Raw genomic sequence first — 19,459 nt, 5'->3', positions numbered from 1 at the left:
TCGGCACATGGGTGTCGCGAGGTGGGGAAGGGGACTCGGCGCGGCGTCGATATACTGGTGGGCGTGATGAGATTGCGCATTGACCTGGCATATGACGGCGGCGGCTTCTTCGGATGGGCGAAGCAGCCGACGATTCGCACCGTGCAGGGCGAGATCGAACGGGTGCTGCACACGATTACGCGCGTGCCGGTCGACGATCCCGCCGAGCCGCTGCGCCTGACCGTCGCCGGCCGCACCGACACGGGCGTGCATGCCTCGCATCAGGTCTGCCATCTCGACATCGGCGAGGAAACGCTGAGCCGCTGCGTCGGGCACATGAGCGTGCCGCCGACCGTAGCGCTCAAGCACCGTCTGCAACGCATGCTGCCCGCGGACATCACCATCCATGACGTGACGGTCGCGCCGAGCGGATTCGACGCGAGGTTCTCCGCACTGGAACGCACTTACGTGTATCGCGTGGCCGACCGTGCCAGCGAAGTCGACCCGCGTCTGCGCGGCTTCGTGCTGCACCTCGACGCCGACCTCGACGTCGCCGCGATGAACGAGGCCGCCGCGATGACCATCGGACTGCATGATTTCGGCTCGTTCGCCACCCCCAATCCGGGCGGTACCACGATTCGCGAGGTCAAAACCGCATATTGGCGGCGGATCCCCACCCGGCCGCTGGTCGTCGACGGCATGGGGGAGCGATACCGCACGCCGGCCGCCGAATCCGACCTGCTGTGCTTCACCATCGTCGCCGACGCCTTCGCTCGCAACATGGTGCGCTCGCTGGTCGGCGGCTGCATACAGGTCGGCATGGGCAAGCGCTCGACCGACTGGTTCCGAGAGAAGATGGCCGTGCCGCTGCGCGAGGGCTCCACAGGGCCGATCGCGCCGCAAGGGCTGACGCTGGAGCACGTCGCCTATCCCGCCGACGACGAGCTCGCCGAACGGGCCGAGCGTATACGCGCCAAGCGCACGCTGTAGACGCGGGGGTGGGCGCGAAGGCAGACGTTCGGCATGCCGGCGAACCGTTCGCGGCGCGACCGATTCGTAACATGATTGTCGATTTTTCGAGCGAATGCGGAAACCACGGCCGCATACGCTGGGACGAGTTCAGTATCATAGAGCATAAGCGTTCAGCATGCGTATCTGTGAGACAAGGAGTCGCCATGACAGAACGGTCAGCCCGACAATTCGCCGAGGAACTGGTCAACAGGCGAGGAGACATCAACCGTGAACTGAGCCGCAACGGCGTGCGTTTCGGCGTATACAAGAACGGCGAATACCACGACCGGCTGTTTCCATACGACCCGATCCCGCGCATCATCGAATCCGACGAATTCGACGAGCTGGAAGCCGGCCTCAAGCAGCGCGTGAACGCACTCAACGCCTACCTCAAAGACATATACTCAGACAAGCGCATCATCCACGACGGCGTCATCCCCGAAGAATACGTGTACACGTCGGCCGGCTACTTTCCGCAAGTCAACGGCGTGACTCCTCCCGGCGGCATCTTCGCGCACATCGCAGGCGAAGACCTCGTCCAAGGCGAGGACGGGCGCTGGTGGGTGCTGGAAGACAACCTGCGCATCCCGTCGGGAGCCAGCTACCCGCTGTTCGCGCGCGACATCGAACGCCGTACGAATCCCAAACTGTTCCGCGACGTGCACGTGCGCGACAACCGCGACTATCCGCGGCTGCTGCGCAAGGCCATGGACTTCGTATCCACCGAAGGCATCGCCGTCGTGCTCACGCCGGGGCGCTACAATTCGGCGTTCTTCGAGCACGCCTACCTGGCCGAGAAGACCGGCGCGGCACTCGCGTTCCCCGAAGACTTGGAAGTCGTCGACAACAAGCTGTACTTCCTCGACTATGCCGGCAACCGGCATCGCGTGGGCGCCGTGTACCGCCGCCTGTCCGACGAATACCTCGACCCGTTCGCGTTCAACCCGGACTCGGTTATCGGCGTGCCCGGACTGCTGTCGGCCTACCGTTCCGGCAACGTCGCCATCATCAACGCGCCCGGCAACGGGGCCGCGGACGACAAGGCGATCTACTATTTCGTGCCGCAGATGGTCCGTTACTACCTCAACGAGGAGCCGATCCTGCACAACGCGCCGACCTACATGCCGATGTTCGAGAAGGACCGCAAGGAAGTGCTCGACCGCATGGGCGAGCTGGTCATCAAGGACGTGGCGGAAGCCGGAGGCTACGGCGTCGTGTTCGGCTCGTCGCTCGACGAGGCCGCGCGGGAGGATCTGGCCGACCGCATCAAGGAGGATCCGCGCCGGTTTATCGCGCAGGAGGTCATCCAGTTCCGCGACATCGACGTGATCGACCCGGACAGTGGCGAGGTGAGCCCGCGCAAGTGCGATCTGCGCGCATTCGTGGTCACCGGGCAGAACACGCACGTGTGGTATTCCGGCTTGACGCGCTACTCGTCAGTGCCCGGCCAGATGATCGTCAACTCGTCGCAGGGCGGCGGATTCAAGGATACGTGGGTGCTGGCGCCCGAAGACGGCAGCACGGACAAGCAGCGCGAGGAGTCGGTCGCCTCGGTGAACCTCATTCCGCATTCGAAGCGGCACTCGCTGTCGCTGGTCACCGCGTCGAAGGCCGACAACCTGTACTGGCTCGGGCGGTACACCGAGCGCGCGTTCACGACACTCGTGCAGTTCTTCCCCTTCTACGACCGCGTGATGGACACCGATGTGGACGCGTTCCGCCCGTTCGCGAAGGCGCTCGACCTACCGCAGGATTTCGAGGACTTCGACGGGTTCATCCACTCCTTCCTCTACGACGGCACGAACCCCGACTCGGTGCGCTCCGCCATCGTCGCCGCGTTCAACAACGCCGTGGTGCTGCGCCCGGAGCTGACGTCGAGGCTGCTGCAGTACGTCGAGCTCGCGGTGAAGAACATCACCGAGGCCGCCGAGCGTTCCGCCAGCGCGGATGACATCTACTCGCAGCGTGACATCGCCGACGACATGCTCGCGTTCTGGGGCGGCATCGAGAACTCCACCGCAGACATCACACTGAAGGCGTTCGTGTTCATCGGCAAGTACATCGAGCGCATCGACCTGTACACCCGCTTCCATCTGGACAATAGCGAGCTCGACGCGCCGCTCGCCAAGTTGGAGACCTACTCGCGCACGCTCGACGGCATGCCGTTGCCCTCATGCTTCGTGTCCGGCATCAGCTGGCTACTCGGGCAGTTGCCGAGCCGCGGCTACCCGGAGCTGACGAGCCGCCTGAACGAGTTCCTCACCGACTTCAACAGCCGGGCCATCACCGGCGACCCGAAGGACGCGGGCATGCTCAACGCGATGAACATGGACGCCAAGCGTCCGTGAGGGGCAGACCGCCGATCGGAGCGTGACCGGTCGGCGGCCGTCAGCTGACGGATGACCTCCGCCGTTTCTGCTAGACTAGAGTGGATTTTTGCGAGCATTATCCGACGAGGAGCCTGCCGTCATGAAGAAACTGGTGTTTGACTACGAGATGAAGCTGACGTTCAGCTCGCCGGTCACCGACCATCGTTTCCAACTGCGCTGCGTGCCTGCGACCGGCCCGCGACAGCAGGTGGTGGACGTGGAGGTCGCCATCGAGCCGGACGTCGAACTGGAGACGACCATCGACTCGTTCGATTCCGTGGTCATGACCGGGTTCATCCCGCAGCCTCACACGATATTCAGCTATTCGGTGAAGGGCATCGCGTTCGTCGACAACGCCCACATCAAGTCGGAGATCTACAAGCCGCTGTACCGGTTCAACTCGGCGCTGACGATTCCCGGGCCGTGCATCGAGGCCATGATCGCGGCGTGCCGGGCGCGCATCGCCGGGCTGCCGGCTGACGCCACGCCGATTGATCAGGCATGGGAGGTGATGGACGAGGTGTATCAGGCGTTCACGTATACGCCCGCTTCGACCACGATCCGCACCACCGCCGAGCAGGCGCTCGCCCAGCGCAAGGGCGTGTGCCAGGACTACGCGCACGTGATGCTCTCGGTGTGCCGCCACGTCGGGCTGACCGCCCGCTACATCGCGGGCCTGCTGGGCGGCGAGGGTGCGACGCACGCATGGGTGGAGATCTACCACGACGGCCGTTGGATCGGGCTCGACCCCACCCACAACCGCATGGTCGACGACAACTACATCACCATCGCCCACGGGCGCGATTACCGCGACTGCATGCTCGACATCGGCATCTTCTCGGGCTATCAGGTCCAGCAGAACCAATGGGTGAACGCCTCCGTCCACGAGCAGCTGCTGTGAGGACGGTTGCCTGGGGCGTTTTGCGGGCTATCTCGCTTTCGAGGGGTTGATTGAGGCTGCTCGGGTCATCTATCTGCGTTTCAGGGGGTTGCTCAAACGCGATACCTGATGTATTCGGCTTGTTACGCTATTGGAATCATGCGGATTAGCGAGCCGTCATACTTGACCACCAACCCCTTGAAATGCAGATAGATGTTTTGCAGGAGCTGAATCCACCCCTCGAAACGCAGATAGCTCGCCGATGGAGGCTCGATGGAGCGGTGGCAGGTGCGCCACGCGCTGATTTGCGTAATCGGGAAATCGACTTATAATGAACAAGTTGCGTTTTTTCGCAGCGCATGGATAGGTGTCCGAGCGGTCTAAGGAGCACGCCTCGAAAGCGTGTGAGGCTAACCCCTCCGCGAGTTCGAATCTCGCCCTATCCGCCAGCAAAGAGGGTTCCGGGATTCTCCCGGAACCCTCTTTCGGGCTTATAGGAACTTTTGTGGTGCTTTAGGTCTGGTTCTCGGCGTCAGTCGGTGCCGTTGGGATATCGCGTGCCGGTGTGGAATTCGTTCCAGTCGATGCCGATCCCGTATGCGGGCGAGACGTCGCCTTCCGGTTCGGGCGACGTCGCTTTCCCGTCCTCCAGCGGATCGTCGGGAATGAATGATTCCGGCCGCGGGTGCGCGGTCTTCATGTAGCACACCCATTCGCACGCGCGGAGCATGTGCTCCTCGGGCAGTCCGCGGGTTGCGCAACACGTTCTTGACGACCGAGTTGACGCCGCCCTCCAGCCGGTTCGTGGTGCGCGCCACCGGCCCACCTGCGGCAAGCGCCGGCCCGGGAAAGGCGAAGAGTCCCCCGCGCGGAACAGTTTCTCCAACCGCCGGCAGCAGCGGCGCAGCTCCTCGTATGCGCGCCACTGGAAGGCGAGGACTTCTCCGCTTTCGCCGTCGATGGCGATGATCAGGCGCCAGCCGTGGCCCATGTACGTGCCGTCGGCCATGACCGTGTGGCGCTTCGCGTCCGGCGGGGCGATGCGCGGCCGGATTGACCAGCACCATGCGATCCGCTTGCGCAGGGCGTGCGCGTCGCCCGTGGATTCCGACGCCGTCTGGGACGACGGCCCCGGCAGCCATGAGAGGAACTCCTCCAGCGTCCGCGCCCGTCTGCGGCCGCGCTGCGGCATCGTCGAGCTCAGCCGGCAGGCCCGGCATCTCCACCGTTGCGTGCCCTTGCCGGTCCGTCCGTTCTTCTTCATCGCACGCCCGCATGCCGGGCATTTCTTCGCTTTGCTGGATGGCGTTCTCACACCATCCAGCCCACCACCGGGAGCGCATCTTTTTCCACGCGGAGAAAAAGACATGCCGACACGCCTACTCGTACAAGGCCAGACCTCGATCATAAACACCACAAAAGCTCCTATAGGCCCTACGTTGTCGTTGCTGGCTCATCGATGAGCCATCGAGGGTGAGTTTGGCGTTTTTCCCATCGGGTTTCACGGCAACGTGAGACCTTTTACGAAGAAACGGTTATGCTGCGCATATGCAATCGGGCTGACTTCTGCGGCGTACGGGTGTTGCTTTTACCCCCGTATGCATAATAGGGCTGCGGGAGTGATGCGATCAGGAGAAGAGGAACGCGTCCATGTCGGGGTAGCCGAGTGCGAATGCGGAGGTGATGTGGGAGGAGATCAGCGTGGAGAGGACACGCAGGCGTGCGTCGTTTTCCGTGCCGACGGTGTTGGTATCGGTGGCGTTGACGTCGGTGGTGTCAGTTGCACTGTCGGTATCGCCGCTGCCGTTGGTGTTGTTGCCGGTCTTGTCGGTGTGCTTCGACTTGGCCGACGCCCCGTCATCGGCCATGGCGGCGAGCTGCTCCCGGGCGCAGTCGATCTCCGTCAAGGCCGTTGTCGGCACGCTCAGGCCGGTCGTGGAATCGGTCATCGAGGTCGGCGAGGCGAGGATCTTCTGGATGTCGTAGACCTTTTCTCGCGGGTCGCGGCTCAAGCCGGACGCGGTGAAGAGCAATTGCCCCGCGGTCTTGTGCCGGTCGGACCGGCTCAGGGTGGCGCCGGGCGTATCCCGCGCGGCGAGCACCTCCATGACGAACCCGGCGCGGTCCTCGGCCAGCGACATGGCGCCCAAGGTGGCGCCGTCGAGGTCGATGCCCAGAACCTGCCTCAGGCTGTCGTCGGAGACCGTGCGGTAGGTGTCGTTGCCACCGAGCCTTGTGCCCAGCGTCACGGCCACATGCTCGGCCTGGGCGCTTCTGATCGTGCCCTGCGCGAATCGCTGGGTGCAGGTGGCGGCCACCTCGCTCCACTGCCCGACGGCCTGCTTCGCCGCGAGATATCGCATGATGATATGGTGACGGCCGTTCATGGTGGCCGTCGACGCGTCGGCGGTCCAGTAGGCGCTCTCACAGGCGCTGGGCTGGTGTTCCGACTCCGCGCGCCCATCGATCCGGGGCGCGCTGCAGGCGCTCAGGGCGCCGCACAGGGCGGTGATGCAGAGTGCCGCGACGATACGGCGACACCACGAAGATATGCTCCTCTCACGGCATGGAATGCCGTGATCTGGCCAATGACGTGTCTGCATAGGCCTCTACACTAATAGACGACTGTGACCATATGCGCGCCACCACGGCTATAACTTCATAGGAGGTCTTGAGTATGGAACTGGACCTGGCAGGAATGCATCAGCTCGCCATCGAGCAAGGAATTGATCTCGAACAACTGGACGCCGCGCTGGAAGAGGCGCTGCGTCTGGCCTATCTGAAAACACCTCATGCGGCCAAGCATGCCCGTGTCGAACTCGACACGCGGGCAGGCACGTTCACCGTGTGGGCTCGTAAGGAGATCCCGGTGGAGCCCACCGAGGATGACCCTCATCCCGCACCGGAGCTGGGCGAGGAGTACGACGACACCCCGCGCAACTTCGGGCGCCTCGCCGCGGCCACCGCGCGCCAGGTCATCGGACAGCTGTTCCGTAAGGCCGAGGACGACAAGGTCTTCGGCGCCTTCTCCGGCCAGAAGGGCAAGCTCGTCACCGGCATCGTTCAGCAGGATGCCAGCGATCCGACGAACGTGCATGTCGCCATCGGCGATGTCGAGGCGATTCTGCCCCGTCGCGAGCAGGTGCCCGGCGAGCGTTACCGTCATGGCGAGCGTCTGCGCGTGTATGTCGTCAACGTGGCGCGCGGCGTCAAGGGCCCCGAGATCGTCGTCTCCCGTTCGCACCCCGAGCTGGTGCGTCGCCTGTTCGAGCGCGAGGTCCCGGAACTGGTGTCCGGCGCCGTGTCGATCATGGCCATCGCCCGCGAGGCCGGCGCCCGCACCAAGATCGCCGTCCGCGCCAACACCGATGGCGTCAACCCCAAGGGTGCCCTGATCGGCCCCGGCGGCGCCCGTGTGCGCGCCGTCATGGAGAACCTCGGACCGGAGAAGATCGACATCGTCGACTGGTCCGCCGATCCGGCGAAGTTCGTCGCCTCTGCGCTGTCTCCCGCCGTCGCCACCGGCGTGCAGGTCATCAGCGAGAAGAACAAGACCGCCATCGCCTTCATCCATGACGACCAGCTGTCGCTGGCCATCGGCAAGGAAGGCCAGAACGCGCGTCTCGCGGCGAAGCTGACCGGATGGAAGATCGGCATCGAATCCACCGAAGCGCACGCGAAGAAGGTCGCTGCCGAAGGCAAGTGATCCGCGACACGGCGGTGACGCGCGGCCGACGGCACATCCAACGTCCCTAGTATGCTGGACACGGCACACCGGGTGTGGATGCGTTATGCCGTCATGCCACGGGATCGAGATATGAGGTAACACGACCATGGTTGCACGATGAAACGGGCAGAATCCGTCATCGGAAAATAGCCGCGCGAGTCTACGCGCGGCCCAGAATTAGGAGTAATGTGGCGAAAAAACGCGTGTACGAGCTTGCCAAGGATTTTGGCGTCGACAGCAAAACCGTCCTTGACAAACTCAAGGACATGGGTGAATTCGTAAAATCAGCTTCTTCGACGGTTGAGGCGCCGGTGGCGCGCAAGTTGAAGAACGCCTTCCAGAAGGGCGAGGCGAAGCCGGGAGCGTCCGCAGCGGAACGCAAGACACCGGCTCCCGCACCGTCGGAGCATCGTGCTCCCGCAGTCAAGCCCGCACCTGTAGCCAAGCCCGGTCTGGGCAAGAAGCCCGCCGCGGCACCGCGTCCGGCGGAACCGCGCTCTGCGGCGCCTGCTGCACATGTGCCGTCATCGAATCGCGGCACGACGCCGCGCGACAATCGCAACGAATCCCGCGGCGACATGCGTGACGCTCGACCGAACCGTGAAGGCGGCGAGAACCGTCCCTCACCCGCGCAGCGTCACAATCCGCACGCGCCTTCAGGGCAGCGCGGCGCCTTCCCCGGCCCGCGTTCCCACCAACCCGGTCACGGCGGCAACGCCGGCGGCCGTCCGCAGGATTCCCGAGGAGGCTCCCATCAGGGTCAGCCGCGCCAGGGCCAGCAGCCGGGCGCAGGCAGCGCACCTTCCGCCAACGGCGGCGCCCGTCCGTCGACTCCGGGGCCTCGTCCCGGCAACAACCCGTTCAGCCGCAAGCAGGGCATGCACGCGCCCACCCCGCGCGACATCCCCCGTCCGCACCCGATGGCCCGTCCGACCGTAAACGGCAACCACAACGACAATCGCGGCGGCCGTGGCGGTCGTCCCGGCGCAGGTCAGGGCGGTCGCGGAGGATTCCGTGGCGGTCGTCCCGGTCAGGGAGCGCAGGGCGCCAAGCCGGGGCAGTGGGGGCATAACCGTCCGGGTCAGACCGGCGGCGCCCGTCCCGCGGGCGGCAACCGCTTCGGTGCCGGCGCTGGCACCGGCGCTGGTCAGGGCGGCGGCTTCCAGAACAACTCCAACACGTCCGGAACCGGTCCGTCGCGCGGCGGCGGTCGCGGTCGCGGCGGCGCGGCCGGCGCATTCGGCCGTCAGGGCGGCAAGTCGTCCAAGGCCCGCAAGAACCGTCTCGCGAAGCGTCAGGAATTCCAGGAGATGAAGGCACCCGTCATCGGCGGCGTGCGCATCCCCACCGGCAACGGCCAGACCGTTCGCCTGCGTCAGGGCGCCTCGCTCGCCGATCTGGCGGAGAAGATCAACGTCAACCCGGCGGCCTTGGTCACCGTGCTGTTCCATCTCGGCGAGATGGCCACGGCCACCCAGTCGTTGGACGAATCCACCTTCCAGATCCTGGGCGAGGAGATCGGCTGGAACATCCAGATCGTCTCCGCCGAGGAGGAGGACAAGGAGCTGCTGCAGCAGTTCGACATCGACCTTGACAGCGAGGAGCTGCAGGAGGACGAGGACCTGAAGCCGCGTCCGCCGGTCGTCACCGTCATGGGCCATGTCGATCACGGTAAGACCCGACTGCTCGACACCATCCGCAAGACCAACGTCATCGCCCGCGAGGCCGGCGGCATCACCCAGCGCATCGGCGCCTATCAGGTGACCGTCGATCTGGAAGGCGAGAAGCGCAAGATCACGTTCCTCGACACCCCTGGCCACGAGGCGTTCACCGCCATGCGTGCCCGCGGTGCCGAGCTCACCGACGTCGCGATTCTCGTGGTCGCCGCCGATGACGGCGTGATGCCGCAGACCGTCGAGGCCATCAACCACGCGCAGGCGGCCAAGGTGCCGATCGTCGTGGCCGTCAACAAGATCGATAAGCCGGGTGCGAACCCGGAGAAGGTCCGTGGCCAGCTCACCGAGTTCGGCCTCGTGCCGGAGGAGTACGGCGGCGACACCATGTTCGTCGACATTTCCGCCAAGCAGGGCACCAATGTCGACAAGCTGCTCGAAGCCGTGCTGCTCACGGCCGACGCCGACCTCGACCTGCGTGCGAACCCGGATATGGACGCCCGAGGCGCCACCGTCGAAGCCCGACTCGACAAGGGCCGCGGCGCTGTGGCGACCGTGCTCGTGCAGCAGGGCACCCTGCGCATCGGCGACGCCATCGTCGCCGGCACCTCGTACGGCCGCGTGCGCGCCATGCTCGACGAGAACGGCAACCACATGAAGGAAGCCACCCCGTCCACGCCCGTGCAGGTGCTGGGTCTGACATCCGTGCCGACCGCCGGCGACCTCTTCCTGGTCGCATCCGACGACCGCACCGCCCGCCAGATCGCCGAGAAGCGCCAGGCCACCGAACGCGCCGCGCAGCTCGCGAAGCGCCGCAAGATCGTCTCGCTCGAAAGCCTCAAGGAGCAGTTCGCCAAGTCCGAGGTGGACATGCTCAACATCGTCATCAAGGGCGACTCCTCCGGTTCCGTCGAGGCGCTGGAAGACTCCCTGATGAAGATCGAGGTGTCCGACGAGGTCGGCATCCAGGTCATCCACCGCGGCGTCGGCGCGATCACCCAGAACGACGTCAACCTCGCGACCGTCGACAAGGCCGTCATCATCGGCTTCAACGTGCGCCCGAACCGTCAGGTGGCGGATCTGGCCGACCGTGAAGGCGTCGAGATCAAGTACTACTCGATCATCTACAAGGCGATCGAAGACATCGAGGCCGCCCTCAAGGGCATGCTCAAGCCGGAATACGAGGAGGTCGTCACCTCCCACTCCGAGATCCGCGAGATCTTCCGCTCCTCCAAGTTCGGCAACATCGCCGGCGTCATGGTGCAGGACGGCGAGGTCAAGCGCGGTACGAAGTGCCGTATCCTGCGCAACGGCGTCGCCACGGTCAACGACCTGGAGATCTCCTCGCTGCGTCGTTTCAAGGACGACGTGCAGTCGGTCAAGGAAGGCTACGAGGCCGGTATCAACCTCGGCACTTTCAACGACATCGAGCTTGGCGACATCATCGAGACCTTCGAGATGCAGGAAGTCGAGCGCAAGTAAGGCGCATATATACAGGACATGGGCGGCGGGCGCTTTCGGGTGTCCGCCGCTTTTTCGCGGACGGGCGCAGCGAACCATTTTCATTACGGTTCGTGCGACCCCCCCGTTTTTCGCCAATGAACAGTATTCGCTGCTGATGGCCGGAACTCCGGGCTTTTCGGTTTTGTTCGATTGTGCGCTAATGTGCGCAATCCTCGCATGTTTCTTATTGAGAACGATTCGCTGTGAGCCTTCGAGTAGGGGATGTGCGAATATGATACGAGTGATATTGTCAGCGGTTCGCCGCGCAATCGAGGAAAAGGATTTTTATGGCAGGAACGAACCCGCGCGCCGCACGAGTCGCGGCGCTGATCCAACGGGTGATCGCGTCGTCGATGGAAGCTCAGCTGCACGACAAGCGGCTTGCGAGCGTGACCATCACCGATGTGCGCGTCACCAATGACTTGCAGATCGCCAAGGTGTACTGGACCCAGCTTGGGCATGATGGGCGCGAGCAGGGGGAGCGCAAGCGCGCCAAGCAGGCGCTCGATCAGGCGAAAGGGCGGCTGCGTTCGCTGGTCGGCTCCAAAGCCGGTCTGCGACTGACCCCGCAGCTGCAGTTCATCTATGACGAGGTGCCGAGCGAGGCGCATGAGATCGAGGATATCCTGGCTGTCGCGCACAAGCGTGACGAGGAGATCGCCAAGGCGCGCGAGACCGCGCAGTACGCGGGCGACGCCGACCCGTACAAGCATCCTGAAGAGCGCGATGACGACGAGTTTGACGATGACGACGAGTACGACGAGTACGCGGACGACCTCGACGATGACGACGTCGAAGGCAACGGCATCGGCGTCGAGACCCTGGAAGATGACGCCGAGAACGCGGCGGACGAGGCAACGGGCGACCGCTGAGCCGCATATCAGCGGTTCTGCGAGACGGGAGAGGATTCACTGATGGGGACCGTACCCGAAGCCTCGGGCGGCGAGCAGGCTCCGATCGTGGCTGCGGAAGCCGCGCCTGTGGCTGGCTCCGCCGCGCCGGCGACTCCTACGTCGGGATTGCTGGTCGTGGACAAGCCGCGTGGCGTCACCAGTCATGACATCGTCGCGGCTGCGCGCGGCGCATTGCATATGAAAAAGGTGGGGCACGCCGGCACCCTCGACCCGATGGCCACCGGCGTGCTGGTCGTCGGATTCGGCAACGCCACGCGGTTGCTGAACCATATCGTCGAACACGACAAGACCTATGAGGCGACGATTCGCCTCGGCCAGTCCACCACCACCGACGATGCCGATGGCGAACTGCTGTCGGCTACCTCGCCCGAGCGTTGGCAAGAGCTGCTGGCATTGCCGGTCGCCGGTGGGCCTCAGTCGGCTGGCGAGAATGGGCCTGCGAACGCGGCCAAGGGTTCGGTCGTGGCAGCCGCAAAGGTCGCGGATGACGGCTCCGCGTATCATCCGCATCAGGAAGCGTTTTTGCCGGATTGCCAGCAGCTGTGGCGCGACCGTATCGATGACATCATCGCATTGCAGCTCACCGGCAGCATCGAGCAGGTGCCAAACACGTTCTCCGCAATCAAAATCAACGGTCAACGTGCCTATGATCTGGCCCGCGACGGCAAGGACGTGCAGCTCAAGGCGCGTCGGATCACCGTCAGCGCGTTCGGTGTGCTGGATGTGCGGTTCGGCTATGCCCCGACGCGGCAGCAAGGACTTCCGCTCGTCTCGGCGGCGGACGGGCTGGCAACGACGGAACGGGATGACGCGGAGGCGACGCCGGTGATCGACGTCGATGTGCGCGTCAGCTGCTCGGCGGGCACATATATCCGCGCGCTTGGGCGCGACCTAGGCGCGGCGCTGGGAGTCGGCGGGCACCTGATACGGCTGCGGCGCACGCGGGTGGGCGGTTTCGACGTCTCCTCGCCGAATGTCATCACCGCGCACGTGGAGACACGCGAGTACACCGACCGCAACGGCAACCACCAGTCCCGCAACCGCGCCGTGCTCGATGTGATTGGCGACGAGCTCGCAGGCAAGGCGCTGACGATGCTGGATGCCGCGCGAGGCACCATGCCGCTGCTCGCCATCACCGATCAGGACGCCGTCAACCTGCGGTACGGCCGGCGTATCCCCTATGACATCCACGGTACGGCCGCCGCGTATCTGCCGCAGAGCGGGGAAGTGGTGGCGCTCGTCGAGCGCGCCAAGCGTGGCGAGGCCAAGCCGGCCACCGTATTTGGCGCGTAATGCGTCACTGTGTGCGAGGTGCGTCACGCTGTGCGTCCACGCACACAGTGACGGCATCGGGACGGCATGATGCAAATCAGTTCATCATTCGGTGGCGCAGCCGCACTGGTGGCGGGTATCATGGAAGGCCGGAACCATGCCCACAAGCCGCATATACGGCGCAACATGTAAGGAACACCATCACCCATGAAAATCACGACTCTTGCCCCGGACGCCTCCGGGCTGGTCGAATGGCCGACGCTGAGTGCCAACAGGAAATCCGTGGTCACGGTCGGCGTGTTCGACGGCATGCACCGCGGCCATCAGGCGGTCATCCGCCGAGCGGTGGAACTCGCCAAGGCCGACAAGGCGTTGTCCGTGGTGGTGATGTTCGACCCGCGTCCCGGTGTCGTGCACGCGTACGCGGCCGCCCATGACGGACAGGAGCCAGGCGACGGCTTCCGCGACCCCATGGCGCTGACCAGCGTCGACCAGCGGCTGCGGACGCTGGAGAACCTTGGCGTGGACCATGTGCTGATCGTGCGCTATACGCTGGCGTTCGCCGCGAAATCATATCGGTTCTTCCTCGGCCAGATGGTCGGCAAACTGGGCATGCGCACGCTGGTGCTGGGAACGGATGCGGCGATGGGCGCCAACCGCGCTGGCGATGTGAAGGCCATCGGAGTCCTCGCGCAGGCCACCGGCGTGTTCGAGCTTGAGATCGTTGACGACCGCGGCCCAGGTCATGTGCGTGTGCCGGCCGACGTCACCCCGCAGATGCCGAGCGAGCCTGGGGAGCCTGTGGATCCGACCGAAGGCATGACCAAGGCGCAGCTGCGCGCGTGGAGCAAGAAGCATCAGGGGCGCGAAGTGCGCGTGTGGAGCTCGACGAACGTGCGATACCTGCTCGCACATGGTCGTATCAAGGCCGCCGACGAGATCCTCGGCCATGCGCACGCCATCGAGGGAACGGTGGTGCACGGCGAGGAGCGCGGCCGCACAATCGGTTTCCCGACGGCGAACCTGGGGAGCATGATTGACGGTTATATTCCGGTGGATGGCGTGTATGCCGGCTGGCTGATCGATTTGGGCGCGGCGGGAGCGACCGCCGACTCCGACGAGAATGCCTCCGACGGCAACAGCGGCAGCGGCAATGCCTCGGTGATTCCGCGCGTGTATGATTCTGGCTCATCCAAGGCCAGGCTCGCCGCCGAATCACCCTACCGGTGGCCGGCAGCGATCTCCATCGGCACGAAGCCGACCTTCAACGAAGAGACCGGTCTCAATGAGCGGGTGGTCGAGGCGTACGCGGTCACCGACGAATGGCTGGACCTGTATGGTCACGATGTGCGCGTCGAATTCGCGGGATTCCTGCGCCCGCAGGTGAAATTCGACAGTGCCGATGCGCTCAAGGACGAATTGACGCGCAATGTCCAGGAGACCAGGGAACTGACCTCCGCGCGTTGAGCGCGGCAGGAGCGCCCGACAGACGCCGGTCTCTCCACCTGCGTCCGAACGGTATCGGCATAGGCTCGCATGCGCTGAATCGCGCCGCTATCGTGCCTCGCGTATCTTGCGCGTGCCGTGTCGTCACCGTCACCGTCACTGTCAGACGACGCCCAGAGACTCCAGCGCGTCGCGCAGATGCGTCACCTCTACGATGCGCAGCCCCTCGATGGTGACACGCTTGCGCATCGGCGGCACCACCGCCGTGGCGAACCCGAGCCGCGCGGCCTCGCGCAGCCGGTGCTCCAGCCGCGGCACCGGCCTAATCTGCCCGGTCAGGGAGATCTCGCCGATGGCGCACGTGTCTCGCGCGATTGGCTTCGACCTGGCCGCACTGGCCAGCGCCGCCACAATCGCCAGATCACAGGCTGGTTCCTTCGCCAGTCCTCCCGCGATCGTCGATACATACAGGTCGTTCGCCAGCAGGTTCACCTTGCCATGTCGGTACAGCACGGCGGTGAGCATAGCGATGCGGTTCGTCTCGACCCCCACCACCGCCCGTCGCGGTGTCGGCAGCACGGAACTGGTCACCAGCGCCTGAATCTCAATGGGCAGGCTGCGATGGCCGTCCAGCGTGAACGTCACGCACGTGCCCTCCACACGTTCGTCGGCGGACGACAGGAACAGTCCCGAGGGATCGCTGACCTCCTCGATGCCCTCGCCACTCATATCGAAACACCCGACCTCATCCGTAGGCCCGAACCGGTTCTTCACCGCCCGCAGCATACGCAGCGCCGTTTCCGGATCGCCCTCGAACTGGCATACCACATCCACCAGATGCTCCAACGTGCGCGGGCCGGCGATGGACCCGTCCTTGGTGACATGCCCGACCAGGAGCACGGGGATGTTCAGCGTCTTCGCCGTGTCGATCAGCGCGCTCGCCACCTCGCGCACCTGCGTGGAGCCGCCGGAGATGCCATCAACGTCTTGCGAGACGATGGTCTGCGCCGAATCCACGATCGCCAGTGTCGGCCGCGTCCGCTCGATCAGCCCCAGCACGGTGGCGAGATCGGTGGTGGACGCCAGTAGCAGGTTCTGCTCCATCGCATTGACCCGCGACGCCCGCAGCCGCACCTGCGCCTGCGATTCCTCGCCGGAGACGTACAGCACCGAGCCGTTGGGCTGGCCTGCGGCGATGTTGCCGGCGGTCTCCAGCAGCAGTGTCGACTTGCCGATGCCGGGTTCGCCCGCGATCAGCACGACCGAGCCGGGCACGATGCCGCCGCCGAGCACACGGTCGAACTCGCCGAAACCCGTGGACAGCCGTGACGCCGTGGACGTGTCTATCTGGGTGATGGGCGTCGCCGCGCTGACGATGGACGCGGCCGCCTGCGTGCGTGAGGTGCGGCCCGGCGCCGCGGTGCGCGACGACGATGCGGCGGGACGGGCCTCGTGGAATTCCTCCACGGTGCCCCACTGCCCGCACTGCGGGCAGCGGCCCACCCATTTGAGACCATCCCAACCACATTCGCTGCATACATATCGCGTCGCCGACTTCACCATACCGCAGACCTTAGCACAAAGCGGCACGCCGACGTCGCCGGCGAAACGATGCCGTTGCGTCGTATGCGCGTGAGAGAATCACAGCATGGCAAAGACTCAATCCCCTTCCTATCCGCACGGTAGTTCCGCATCGCGCGGCAAGCTGATCGTCGTGATGATCGTCGCCGCGCTGGTCGTCGTGCTTGCGCTGCTGTCCGCGTTCGTATGGCCCGGTTGGGCATTGAACAAGACGGACGAAGTGACGAAGGTGCAGCAGCAGACCGCCGCCGAGCCTACCAAGCCGAGCATCAAGGCCACCGCGCTGCCGGATGACGCATCCGAACTGCTCAAGGCGATGCCGGACAGCGTGCTCAACTACGCGCGCACCAAGGCGGGCGCCAGCGAGACCTGGAAGTCCGCGTCGCCGCTGGAGGAGTACACGCTCACGTACTCCACGGGCAAGTCGGCGAAGGACGTGACCGTCATCGTCGCGCAATGGTCGGACTCCGACACCGTGAAGAAGCAGTACGACGAGCTGGCGAAGAACCTGACCGGCAAGGAGCTGAAGTCCGGGGACGTCAAGGTGTCGGGCAAGAGCACCGGCAGCTACACGGTGAGGGCCGACAGTGAGGACGGCAAGACCGCGACGGCGTTGTGGCAGAACGATACCGCCGTGTTCGAGGTGACTGGCTCCAAGGAATCCGTGCTGCGGTTCTATGAGCCGTTCCCGCTGTGATTTCGTGATAATTCGGGGTGATTTGCGGATTCATGGCGGAAATGGAACGCGCGGATGCGTAAGTCCCTCAATACGTGTACTATTGGGCAAGTTGCAATCTTTAACGTACTAAGGGAGGCTGACGATGGGTTCGGTCATCAAGAAGCGCCGCAAGCGGATGAGCAAGAAGAAGCACCGCAAGATGCTGCGTAAGACTCGCCACCAGCGCAAGTAGTCGTTCGCTCGCAAGCGCGCACACAAAGCCCCGCGACCCTGTCGGCCGCGGGGCTTTTACATTCTCTTCCCCGCTGGCGGAAGCGAACTGGATATGACAGCGCCGGCAGACTCCGATGGGGGGGGGGGGCTGCCGGCGCCGGGATTGAGGCGGCGATTCGCCGCGTTAGGTCACTTGTTGCCGTTGGTCATTACGCGTGGGCCGTTGGGGTCGCCGACGATGACCTTGTCGACCATGTTGAGGAACAGGCCGTGCTCGACGACGCCGACCGTGTTGATCAGGTCCTCGGCGAGATCCTGCGGGTGGTCGATGCGCTCAAGATGCAGGTCCACGACGAAGTTGTTCTCGTCGGTGCGCACTTCCTTGCCGTCGGCGTCGAGGCGCAGCACCGGCTTGTAGTTCTTGGCCTCGAACTGCTTGATGACGTGGCCGGCGCCGAACGGAATCACCTCGACCGGCAGCGGGAACTTGCCGATGGTGTCGACGACCTTGGACTCGTCCACGATCCACACGATTTTGTTGGAGTTCGTGGCCACGATCTTCTCCCACAGCAGTGCGGCGCCGCCGCCCTTGATGCCGTTGAAGTTCTTGTCCACCTCGTCGGCGCCGTCGATGGTGATGTCGATATGATCCACATCATCGATGTCCACGATCTTGATGCCGTAACCTTCGGCCTGCTCCTGCGTGCGACGGGAGGTCGTCACGCCGGTGAACTGCAGGCCCTCCTCCTTGACGCGGCGGCCGAGCTCATCGACCAGGAAACGCACGGTCGAACCGGTTCCGAGACCGGCGATCATGCCGTTCTCGATCAGCTTGGCGGCTTCGATGCCGGCCGCCTTCTTCAGTGCATCCTGCTGTGCCTTGTCCATCATGTACTCCTTGAAATGTCCGTGCATTCCCCTTGGAGGGAAACATGCTTCAAACTTTGGGATTGAAGTCCACCTCTATAGTATCCGGTTCGTGGAACGTCACCGCCGTTCGTCCGGGTTTTGGGAGGAGAACCGTCGCCATTCGGCTGCTTATCCCTGCTTGTCCGTATAGAACGCGGCATTGTCGAGGGTGATGGTGCCGTCGCCGTTCACATATCCGTCCACGCGAACCAGTCCGTGGATGATGCGCGGCCGTCCGTCATATGTCGGGCTGGTGGATGGCGGGGGAGTAAAGCGCAGCGTGCCCGACGCGGTGAGGGCGGTCGGTGAGAGCCGCGGCGCCGCAGGTTCGGCCACAGGGCGTGTGGAGCTGCCGGACTGTGTGTCCTCGGCCTGTGCCGAATTCGATGACAGTGCGACGGTCGCGTCCGATTCGGTCGTCATGGGAACAGTAGGAACTAACATCGCAGTGGTGGATGATGTGTCCGACTGGGTCTCGCCGTAGTCGGGCACGCCTTCGGGTTCGGCAAGCAGCTCCGCCAACGATGGCTTGCGGATTCGCTTTGCGACGTTGTCGCCGTCCGATTCGTGCTCGGCTCCCGCTTCACCCGATTCCCCGCCTCGCCCGAGATGGTACTCCTGCGTGGAAATCTTGCCGTCCAGCAGCATCTGCGCATCATCCGGCACGTCAGTTCCCTTGGCATACTCCGAAGCCAGCAGCGACTGCCATCCCTCCTTCGGCAGATATCCCTCCTGCACGCCGCTGCGGCAGTCGCCGGCATACGTGCGAGCCAGGTCGTCCACCTTCTCGTTGCCGGCGTTGCCCGCGTGCCCTTTGACCCACACGAACTTCACCGAGCCGGCGCGGCGCGACAGCTCGGCGTCGATCGCCCTGATGAGCGCCGCGTTCTTCACAGGCTTCTTCTGCGAGTTCTTCCAGCCGTTCTTCTTCCACCCGTGCACCCACTTGGTGGAACAGTTGATGGCATACTGCGAGTCGGTCTCGATGACCAGCGGCTCCGCGCCGGGATGTGCGCGCAGCGCCTCCAGCACTGCGCACAATTCGCCGATCTGATTCGTGCCGTTCGTGGCGCCGCCGGCATCGCAGTCGCCGCCGTGCTCATGGCCGCCGGAATGTGCCATGTTGAGTTCGTGGTCGGCCCAGGCCCAGCCCATTGGGCCGTTCGGATTGCCCAGGGCGCTTCCGTCTGTCGATACGGTGATGGTCATGACAACAACAGTAACGCACGCCGTGTCACGGCCATGAATCGCCGATGGGCTGCGACACGACCGAAAACGTCGCGATATTTTGTTAATTATATAT

The 19,459-nt window shown here is 64.5% G+C and carries 14 protein-coding genes, 1 tRNA gene and 1 pseudogene; 11 read left to right on the top strand and 5 right to left on the bottom strand.

Going from position 1 to position 19,459, the window contains the following annotated elements:
• The first annotated feature begins 66 nt into the window (after positions 1-66).
• The 4 genes from MMB49_RS07860 to MMB49_RS07845 all read left to right on the top strand — a co-directional run bounded on the left by MMB49_RS07860 (position 67) and on the right by MMB49_RS07845 (position 4,688).
• A complete protein-coding gene (locus MMB49_RS07860) occupies positions 67-969 on the top strand; it encodes a tRNA pseudouridine synthase A (protein WP_041777801.1) in 903 nt (300 codons plus the stop codon).
• Between the two features lie 185 nt (positions 970-1,154).
• Positions 1,155-3,338: a circularly permuted type 2 ATP-grasp protein gene (locus MMB49_RS07855; protein ID WP_047270845.1), complete on the top strand. Its 2,184-nt coding sequence runs from the start codon at positions 1,155-1,157 to the stop codon at positions 3,336-3,338.
• Between the two features lie 121 nt (positions 3,339-3,459).
• Positions 3,460-4,260: a transglutaminase family protein gene (locus MMB49_RS07850; RefSeq protein ID WP_003814594.1), complete on the top strand. Its 801-nt coding sequence runs from the start codon at positions 3,460-3,462 to the stop codon at positions 4,258-4,260.
• 340 nt (positions 4,261-4,600) lie between these two features.
• Positions 4,601-4,688, top strand: a tRNA-Ser gene (locus MMB49_RS07845).
• A gap of 83 nt (positions 4,689-4,771) precedes the next feature.
• Here the strand turns inward: MMB49_RS07845 and MMB49_RS07840 are convergent.
• A pseudogene (locus MMB49_RS07840) lies at positions 4,772-5,554 on the bottom strand (hypothetical protein).
• Positions 5,555-5,867: 313 nt separating this feature from the next.
• Positions 5,868-6,626, bottom strand: a complete 759-nt coding sequence (locus tag MMB49_RS07835; protein ID WP_225840956.1) for a hypothetical protein — start codon at positions 6,624-6,626, stop codon at positions 5,868-5,870.
• Between the two features lie 290 nt (positions 6,627-6,916).
• Between MMB49_RS07835 and nusA the strand changes: the two genes are divergently transcribed.
• The 5 genes from nusA (at position 6,917) to ribF (ending at position 14,795) form a co-directional block, all read left to right on the top strand.
• On the top strand, positions 6,917-7,945 hold the full coding sequence (gene nusA, locus MMB49_RS07830) for a transcription termination factor NusA (RefSeq protein WP_003815687.1): 1,029 nt from the start codon (positions 6,917-6,919) through the stop codon (positions 7,943-7,945).
• Positions 7,946-8,154: 209 nt separating this feature from the next.
• Positions 8,155-11,121: a translation initiation factor IF-2 gene (gene infB / locus MMB49_RS07825; RefSeq protein ID WP_013390214.1), complete on the top strand. Its 2,967-nt coding sequence runs from the start codon at positions 8,155-8,157 to the stop codon at positions 11,119-11,121.
• A 308-nt stretch (positions 11,122-11,429) separates the two neighbouring features.
• Complete coding sequence (rbfA, locus tag MMB49_RS07820) at positions 11,430-12,014, top strand: 30S ribosome-binding factor RbfA (RefSeq protein WP_003814603.1); 585 nt, start codon at positions 11,430-11,432, stop codon at positions 12,012-12,014.
• A 42-nt stretch (positions 12,015-12,056) separates the two neighbouring features.
• Complete coding sequence (locus MMB49_RS07815) at positions 12,057-13,349, top strand: tRNA pseudouridine synthase B (RefSeq protein WP_082247810.1); 1,293 nt, start codon at positions 12,057-12,059, stop codon at positions 13,347-13,349.
• A 186-nt stretch (positions 13,350-13,535) separates the two neighbouring features.
• Positions 13,536-14,795, top strand: a complete 1,260-nt coding sequence (gene ribF, locus MMB49_RS07810) for a bifunctional riboflavin kinase/FMN adenylyltransferase (protein ID WP_047270837.1) — start codon at positions 13,536-13,538, stop codon at positions 14,793-14,795.
• A gap of 141 nt (positions 14,796-14,936) precedes the next feature.
• Here ribF and radA read toward each other — a convergent pair whose 3' ends face one another.
• Positions 14,937-16,337, bottom strand: a complete 1,401-nt coding sequence (radA, locus tag MMB49_RS07805) for a DNA repair protein RadA (protein WP_013390212.1) — start codon at positions 16,335-16,337, stop codon at positions 14,937-14,939.
• 85 nt (positions 16,338-16,422) lie between these two features.
• Here radA and MMB49_RS07800 point away from each other — a divergent pair, with 85 nt between their 5' ends.
• Positions 16,423-17,052, top strand: coding sequence for a hypothetical protein (locus tag MMB49_RS07800; protein WP_047270834.1), 630 nt, complete (start codon positions 16,423-16,425; stop codon positions 17,050-17,052).
• Positions 17,053-17,176: 124 nt separating this feature from the next.
• Positions 17,177-17,266, top strand: coding sequence for a 30S ribosomal protein bS22 (locus MMB49_RS07795; RefSeq protein WP_003817716.1), 90 nt, complete (start codon positions 17,177-17,179; stop codon positions 17,264-17,266).
• Positions 17,267-17,436: 170 nt separating this feature from the next.
• On the opposite strand, the gene rpiA is transcribed toward MMB49_RS07795, so the two are convergent.
• Both rpiA and MMB49_RS07785 read right to left on the bottom strand, forming a co-directional pair.
• On the bottom strand, positions 17,437-18,135 hold the full coding sequence (gene rpiA / locus MMB49_RS07790) for a ribose-5-phosphate isomerase RpiA (protein ID WP_003814612.1): 699 nt from the start codon (positions 18,133-18,135) through the stop codon (positions 17,437-17,439).
• A 150-nt stretch (positions 18,136-18,285) separates the two neighbouring features.
• Positions 18,286-19,365, bottom strand: a complete 1,080-nt coding sequence (locus MMB49_RS07785) for a ribonuclease H family protein (RefSeq protein WP_047270831.1) — start codon at positions 19,363-19,365, stop codon at positions 18,286-18,288.
• Positions 19,366-19,459: the final 94 nt, after the last annotated feature.

It is taken from the genome of Bifidobacterium sp. SKU (assembly GCF_026016405.1).
In the GTDB taxonomy this organism is placed as follows: domain Bacteria; phylum Actinomycetota; class Actinomycetes; order Actinomycetales; family Bifidobacteriaceae; genus Bifidobacterium; species Bifidobacterium bifidum.
The sequence above is the reverse complement of the archived record's forward strand: the minus strand, read 5'-3'. Positions and strand labels throughout refer to the sequence as shown.